This is a genomic window from Mesorhizobium sp. M2A.F.Ca.ET.039.01.1.1 (assembly GCF_003998035.1).
In the GTDB taxonomy this organism is placed as follows: Bacteria; Pseudomonadota; Alphaproteobacteria; order Rhizobiales; family Rhizobiaceae; genus Mesorhizobium.
In genome coordinates this window covers 1-6260 of record NZ_RZRY01000375.1, presented here as the reverse complement: position 1 = coordinate 6260, position 6260 = coordinate 1, and the positions used below count along the sequence as shown (strand labels likewise).

The window sequence follows — 6260 nt, the reverse complement described above, 5'->3', positions numbered from 1 at the left end:
CTCGGCAACCAGCTCCGGCCCGGCCGCGCGGTGGATGGCGCCGTCGACGCCGCCACCGCCGAGCGATGAGGAATTCGCTGCGTTCACGATGGCATCCACCACGAGTCGGGTGATGTCGCCGGTGTGGATGCGGATCCTGTCGCCGAGAGCACCCATCGTCACATCCTGAACACGCCGAACTTCGTGTCCTCGATGCCGGCATTGAGCGCCGCGGAGAGGCTGAGCGCCAGCACGTCGCGGGTTCTGGCCGGATCGATGATGCCGTCGTCCCAGAGCCTCGCCGAGGAATAGAGCGGGTGGCCCTCATGCTCGTATTTCATCAGGATCGGCTTCCTGAATTTGGCTTCCTCCTCGGCACTCCATTCACCACCCTTGCGCTCGATGCCTTCGCGTTTGACCATGGCAAGCACGGTGGCTGCCTGCTCGCCGCCCATCACCGAGATGCGCGCGTTGGGCCACATCCATAGGAAGCGGGGCGAATAGGCGCGGCCGCACATGCCGTAATTGCCGGCGCCGAACGAGCCGCCGATGATGACGGTGAGCTTCGGCACCTTGGCGGTGGCGACGGCCATGACCAGCTTGGCGCCGTCCTTGGCGATGCCGCCGGCCTCGTATTTTCGCCCCACCATGAAGCCGGTGATGTTCTGCAGGAAGACCAGCGGAATGCCGCGCTGGCAGCAGAGCTCGATGAAATGCGCGCCCTTGAGCGCGCTTTCGGAAAACAGCACGCCGTTGTTGCCGAGGATGCCGACCGGCATGCCGTGCAGATGCGCGAAGCCGGTGACCAAGGTCGTGCCGTAATTCTGCTTGAACTCGTCGAACTCCGAACCGTCGACAAGGCGCGCGATCACCTCGCGCACGTCATAGGGCTGGCGCAGATCCGTCGGCACGATGCCGTAGAGTTCCTGCGGATCGTAAAGCGGTTGGATCGGCTTCTGCAGATTCAGGCTCAGGGCCTTGTTCCGATTCAGATTCCGGATGATGCGCCGGCAAATGGCCAGGGCGTGCTCGTCGTCCATGGCGTAGTGGTCGGCGACACCGGAAAGCCTGGTATGGACGTCCGCGCCGCCGAGCTCCTCGGCGCTGACATCCTCCCCCGTCGCCGCCTTCACCAGCGGCGGGCCGCCAAGGAAGATGGTCGCCTGGTTGCGCACCATGATCGTCTCGTCCGACATCGCCGGCACGTAGGCGCCACCCGCCGTGCAGGAGCCCATCACGCAGGCGATCTGCGGGATGCCCGCCGCCGACATGTTGGCCTGGTTGTAGAAGATGCGGCCGAAATGCTCGCGGTCGGGGAAGACTTCATCCTGGTTCGGCAGATTGGCGCCGCCGCTGTCGACCAGATAGACGCATGGGAGGTTGTTCTGCAGCGCGATCTCCTGCGCGCGCAAATGCTTCTTCACCGTCAGCGGATAATAGGTGCCGCCCTTCACCGTCGCGTCGTTGACGACGACCATCACCTCCCGGCCCTCGACCCGGCCGATGCCGGTGATGATGCCGGCCGACGGAATGTCCTCGCCATACATCGACCAGGCCGCGAACTGGCCGACCTCGAGGAAGGGCGAGCCGGTGTCGAGCAGCTGTGCCAGCCGCTCGCGCGGCAGAAGCTTGCCGCGTGAGACATGGCGTTCGCGCGCCTCGTCGGAGCCGCCGCGCTCGACGCCTGCCGCCTTCTCGGAAATGTCGTCGACCAGCGCCCGCATGCGTTCGGCATTGGCGCGGAAAATGTCGGAGGAGGGGGAGATCTGGGTTTGCAGGGTGGCCAATTTGTTCCTCACACCTCTTGATGCCGTAGCGGAACCAGTGTAACAGCCCGCGCCCGGATGCAGCGTGCCAACCGTGGCATCTTTTGTACGTATGACACCCTCAAGAGGCGACGATGGAAAGCATGGATATGCGTTTCACCAGATGTCTCCCTTCGGCCATGGCCTGACGCCGCCGAAGGGCGGCTGTCCACGTCCCGAATCTGAGCAAGAGGAACACGGCGCCCGCAGGCGCTGTGGGTGTCATCATGTATTTGCGGTTTGTAACGCCGCTGATCCATCCGAACAGCCGGGTGGAGACCGGCTTCTTCCACGCGTCCTGGTACCTGTACCGGAACGGATGCCCGGACTGGATCCATGACGAATTGGACGATCAGTTCGACTGGTTCAACCGGCATCTGCCCATTCCAGGCCGGGTCGGCCGGCATTTCAAGCGCCGGAATTCGATCTGGGGCATCTGCTGGTTCCATCCGGACGCCAGGGAAGCGATCAGTCGTGCGCGTTATTGCGCCTGGCTGATCGAAGAGGGTGGTTTGCCGGTGCGCCCGATCACGGCGGCCCGTCAGCGCGAGATCCTGTGGCGCGACGCGCATCAGATCGTCGCCAAGCCAACCGACGACCTGCCCAAGGCGTTCGGCTGAGATGGCGGAGAGGGGCATCACGCCCCCTCCGCCATGATCTCGCGGCCGATCAGCCAGCGGCGGATCTCGCTGGTGCCGGCGCCGATCTCGTAGAGCTTGGCATCGCGCAGCAGCCGTCCCGTCGGGTAATCGTTGATATAGCCGTTGCCGCCGAGCAGCTGGATCGCGTCGAGTGCCATCTGCGTCGCCTTCTCGGCCGCGAAGAGCAGGCAGCCGGCGGCGTCCTTGCGCGTGGTCTCGCCGCGATCGCAGGCGGCCGCCACCGCATAGACGTAAGCCCGCGCGGCATTCATCGTCGTGTACATGTCGGCGAGCTTGCCCTGCACCAGTTGGAACGTGCCGATCGGCTGGCCGAACTGCTTGCGCTCATGCACGTAAGGTACGGCGACGTCGAGGCAGGCCGCCATCAGCCCGATGGGGCCTCCGGAAAGCACTGCCCGCTCATAGTCGAGCCCCGACATCAGCACCTCGACGCCGCGCCCTTCCTCATGCAGCACATTCTCGAACGGCACCTCGACATTTTCGAAGACGAGCTCGCCGGTGTTGGAGCCGCGCATGCCGAGCTTGTCGAGCTTCTGCGCCACCGAAAAGCCGGCAAAAGTCTTTTCGACGATGAAAGCGGTGATGCCGCGCGAATGGCGCTCCGGATCGGTCTTGGCGTAGACCACCATCGTTCCGGCGTCGGGGCCGTTGGTTATCCACATTTTCGAGCCGTTGAGCACATAGCGGTCATTGCGCTTTTCGGCGCGCAGCCTGAGCGACACCACGTCGGAGCCAGCGCCCGGTTCCGACATCGCCAGCGCGCCGACGGTTTCGCCCGAGCAGAGGGCAGGCAGGTATTTCTCCTTCTGCGCCGGCGTGGCCCAGCGATTGATCTGGTTGACGCAAAGGTTGGAATGCGCGCCGTAGGAGAGGCCGACAGAAGCCGATGCGCGCGAAATCTCCTCCATGGCCACGACATGCGCGAGATAGTTCATGCCGGTTCCGCCGAAATCAGGATCGGCGGTGATGCCGAGCAGGCCGAGCGCGCCGAGCTCGCCCCACAGATGCGCGGGAAACTCGTTGGAGCGGTCGATCTCCGCCGCGATCGGCGCGATCCTGTCCTGAGCGAAGCGCCGTACAGTGTCGCGCAACGCCTCGATGTCGGGATCAAGTCCGAAGCTGAGCGTGTTCGTGTACATGCCGTTCCTCCCTGCGCACGCCCCGGTCTTCGCGGGGATCATGCCCGTATCAGAGTGCCACGGCGTTCCCGGCTCGCCCGGAAGGACGCGCGGTGCCATGGCTGATTGTCGCGCCGACCAGGCGCATTGTCATCGAAAGATATGATGCCGTGACTTCGGCGAGCGACAGCCGTTCGCCCGGACGGAACCAGACGATCACGCCGGTCATCATCTGGATCAGCGCCATGGCGGTCAGGCCCGTATCGTCGATCTCGAACGCGCCTGCTTCCACGCCGTCGCGCAGGATCGTGCGCAGCTCCTTCTCATAGGCTGTGCGCATCTTGAGGATCTGCGTCAGTCTTTCATGCGACAGGCTGCGCAATTCCATGTTGGAGACATGGGTGGCGTGGCGCCGCTCGATGTGGAAGGCGATATGGTTCTCGACATAGGCGGCAAGCCGGGTGACCGGATCGGCACTTAACGGCCGCGCCGCGTCCCAAGCCTTGAGCAGACCCTCCATATGCTCTCGCATCAAGGTGAAAAGCAGATCTTCCTTGGTGGGGAAGTAACGGTAGAGCGCTGCCGCCTGCACGCCGACCTCAGCCGCCAGCTGCCGCATCGACATCGCCTCATAGCCCAGCCGCGCGATCAGGCTGACCGCCGCCTCGCGGACGGCCGCCTCGGTCTTTTCCCCGTCTGAGCCTGTGGTGCGCGCCATTTCGCCTCCAGCAGCACTAATAAAACGAACGTTCAATTAATTCAAGCGCCAAATCTCCCCCCCCTTGAGGGGGAGATGTCGCCAAAGGCGACAGAGGGGGTCGTCTCGCGTGAAGCGCCAACGCCCTTTGCGGCAAGAAGCCCACGCTGGAGACCTACGTGAGACGACCCCCTCTGGCCTGCCGGCCATCTCCCCCTCAAGGGGGGAGAGACCAACTCACACGACAATCCTGAAATCCACGGGCGCGTCGTCGCCCGCTTCCTCGATCTCGACCTTCGAGACGAGCGCGCCACGCGGCCCTTGCCACAGACGTTCGGTCATCGCCGTGACAGCGACATCGGCGCCGGCAATCAGAGCGGTGACCGAGCCGTCGCGCTCGTTGCGCACCCAACCCGTCAACCCGAGACGCAGGGCTTCGCCGCGCGTCCAGACACGGTAGCTCACGCCTTGCACCGTACCGGAAACACGCACCCGAACGGCTTTTTGCTCACCTTGCATCGTCCGCTCCAGAATCTTCCCCATCAATCTGGAGCGCGAACGGGCAAATGCAACCGGTTCAAAGGATGGGTGGTATGGCGATTAAATAATTGACTCAGTCAACCAACAAGGAAATTATCGGATGTAATGTCTCCGAGGAGGGTCGGCATGCCGCATGAAGCCCTGGTCCATGAGATTCGTCGCTTCAACCGGTTCTATACCGGGCTGGTGGGGTTGCTCGATGAGACCTTGATGCAGAGCCCCTACACGCTGGTCGAAGCCCGCCTGCTGTTCGAGCTCGGGTGCAAGCCTAGACCCGTTGGACCGGCTGGTCTGCTGGCGCGCATGTTTCATCTCGACCTCGCGCCGGTGGCATCCGAACTGGCTGGAGAACTCAACCTCGCCCCCGCCTATCTCATGCGGGTGCTTCGGAGGTTCACTGCCACGGGGCTGGCTGAAATGCGCGACGACCCGGAGAACGGGCCGCCCGTCCTTGCGCTGACCGAGCGGGGTAAGGCCGCGCTGGCCGATCTCGAGGCAACGACGAACCGCGATCTCGCCCGCCTGATCGTCAAGCTCGAGAACGGGCAAGCCGCTGAGCTTTCCGATGCGCTGAACCGCGTGACGCGTCTGCTGGCAGCCGCGGGACTGTGAATCGCCCAATTAGCTCCCTGGGAAGCAGGGGCTGGGGTCCGGTCAGTTCCCCCGCGCTGCCGCGAGCGCGCCCGGCAATTCCTCGGCGAAGATGTCGAGCTCGTGGTCGAGGCCGACGCTGACCCTTATGCAGCGGTCGAGCCTGGGGACCATCGGCTTGCGGATGAACACGTCGCGCGACAAGAGGCCCTGCATCACCTTCAGCGCGAAGGCGCCGTCGCGGCCGCAGTCGATGGTGACGAAATTGGTCGCCGACGGCAACGGTTTCAGGTCGTTCTGCCTGGCGACGGTCGAAATGCGCTCGCGGCCAGCCGCCACGCGCGCCACCACCGTGCGCAGGTAATCCTGATCGGCAAGCGCCTCGAGACCGGCGATCTGCGCCATGCGGCTGACGCCGTAGTGGTTGCGGATCTTCTCGAAGTCGCGGATCACCTCGGCCTCCGCCACGGCGTAGCCGCAGCGTATGCCGGCCAGGCCGTAAGCCTTGGAGAAGGTGCGCATGCGGATGACGTTCGGCCGCGCGACATCGATCGCCGGCAGCGCCGTGGCCGGGCCAAGCTCACCATAAGCTTCGTCCAGCACCAGCATGGTGGTTTCCGGCAGCGCTTCGATGAAGCGGACGACATCCGGCGCCTCCCACCAGCTTCCCATCGGATTGTCGGGATTGGAGAGATAGACCAGCGGCGCCTTTTCGCTGACGACCTTGGCGAGGAGCCCGTCCAAATCCTCCTTGTCGTTGGCATAAGGCACCGTGACCAGCCGGCCGCCGACGCCGGCGATGTGGAAATTGAAAGTGGGGTAGGCGCCGAGCGAGGTCACCACCGCATCGCCCGGCGCGACATACATA

Annotated in this window: 8 protein-coding genes; 2 read left to right on the top strand and 6 right to left on the bottom strand. The window is 64.3% G+C overall.

Translation table 11 applies throughout. The features are described from left to right. Both EOA24_RS24215 and EOA24_RS24210 read right to left on the bottom strand, forming a co-directional pair. The coding region (locus EOA24_RS24215) for a macro domain-containing protein (protein ID WP_189354181.1) at window positions 1-156 on the bottom strand (156 nt) is incomplete at its 3' end. Window positions 157-158: 2 nt separating this feature from the next. After that, window positions 159-1766 carry a carboxyl transferase domain-containing protein gene (locus EOA24_RS24210; RefSeq protein WP_126078343.1) on the bottom strand — a complete coding sequence of 536 codons (1608 nt, stop codon included), beginning with the start codon at window positions 1764-1766 and terminating at the stop codon, window positions 159-161. Between the two features lie 245 nt (window positions 1767-2011). Here EOA24_RS24210 and EOA24_RS24205 point away from each other — a divergent pair, with 245 nt between their 5' ends. Next, entirely contained in the window at window positions 2012-2404 is a 393-nt protein-coding gene (locus EOA24_RS24205; RefSeq protein WP_126078342.1) for a hypothetical protein, read from the top strand. Window positions 2405-2421: 17 nt separating this feature from the next. Here EOA24_RS24205 and EOA24_RS24200 read toward each other — a convergent pair whose 3' ends face one another. The 3 genes from EOA24_RS24200 to EOA24_RS24190 form a co-directional block, all read right to left on the bottom strand. After that, a complete protein-coding gene (locus EOA24_RS24200; RefSeq protein ID WP_126078341.1) occupies window positions 2422-3585 on the bottom strand; it encodes an isovaleryl-CoA dehydrogenase in 1164 nt (387 codons plus the stop codon). A 49-nt stretch (window positions 3586-3634) separates the two neighbouring features. Beyond that, the gene (locus EOA24_RS24195) at window positions 3635-4282 is read right to left on the bottom strand and encodes a TetR/AcrR family transcriptional regulator (RefSeq protein ID WP_126078340.1); all 648 of its coding nucleotides are present in this window, start codon (window positions 4280-4282) and stop codon (window positions 3635-3637) included. Between the two features lie 216 nt (window positions 4283-4498). Then, window positions 4499-4780 (bottom strand): acylphosphatase, encoded by a 282-nt coding sequence (locus tag EOA24_RS24190; RefSeq protein ID WP_127410137.1) that lies wholly within the window; start codon window positions 4778-4780, stop codon window positions 4499-4501. A gap of 147 nt (window positions 4781-4927) precedes the next feature. Here EOA24_RS24190 and EOA24_RS24185 point away from each other — a divergent pair, with 147 nt between their 5' ends. Further along, window positions 4928-5413 (top strand): MarR family winged helix-turn-helix transcriptional regulator, encoded by a 486-nt coding sequence (locus EOA24_RS24185; protein WP_126078338.1) that lies wholly within the window; start codon window positions 4928-4930, stop codon window positions 5411-5413. 42 nt (window positions 5414-5455) lie between these two features. On the opposite strand, the gene EOA24_RS24180 is transcribed toward EOA24_RS24185, so the two are convergent. Beyond that, window positions 5456-6260: aminotransferase class I/II-fold pyridoxal phosphate-dependent enzyme (locus EOA24_RS24180; protein ID WP_127410136.1), on the bottom strand; the 805-nt coding region annotated here is incomplete at its 5' end.

Excerpts from the sequence above, each read along its gene's own strand:
- EOA24_RS24205 (WP_126078342.1), top strand. The coding sequence starts at position 2,012 with ATGTATTTGCGGTTTGTAACGCCGCTGATCCATCCGAACAGCCGGGTG.
- EOA24_RS24200 (WP_126078341.1), bottom strand. The coding sequence starts at position 3,585 with ATGTACACGAACACGCTCAGCTTCGGACTTGATCCCGACATCGAGGCG.
- EOA24_RS24195 (WP_126078340.1), bottom strand. The coding sequence starts at position 4,282 with ATGGCGCGCACCACAGGCTCAGACGGGGAAAAGACCGAGGCGGCCGTC.
- EOA24_RS24190 (WP_127410137.1), bottom strand. The coding sequence starts at position 4,780 with ATGCAAGGTGAGCAAAAAGCCGTTCGGGTGCGTGTTTCCGGTACGGTG.
- EOA24_RS24185 (WP_126078338.1), top strand. The coding sequence starts at position 4,928 with ATGCCGCATGAAGCCCTGGTCCATGAGATTCGTCGCTTCAACCGGTTC.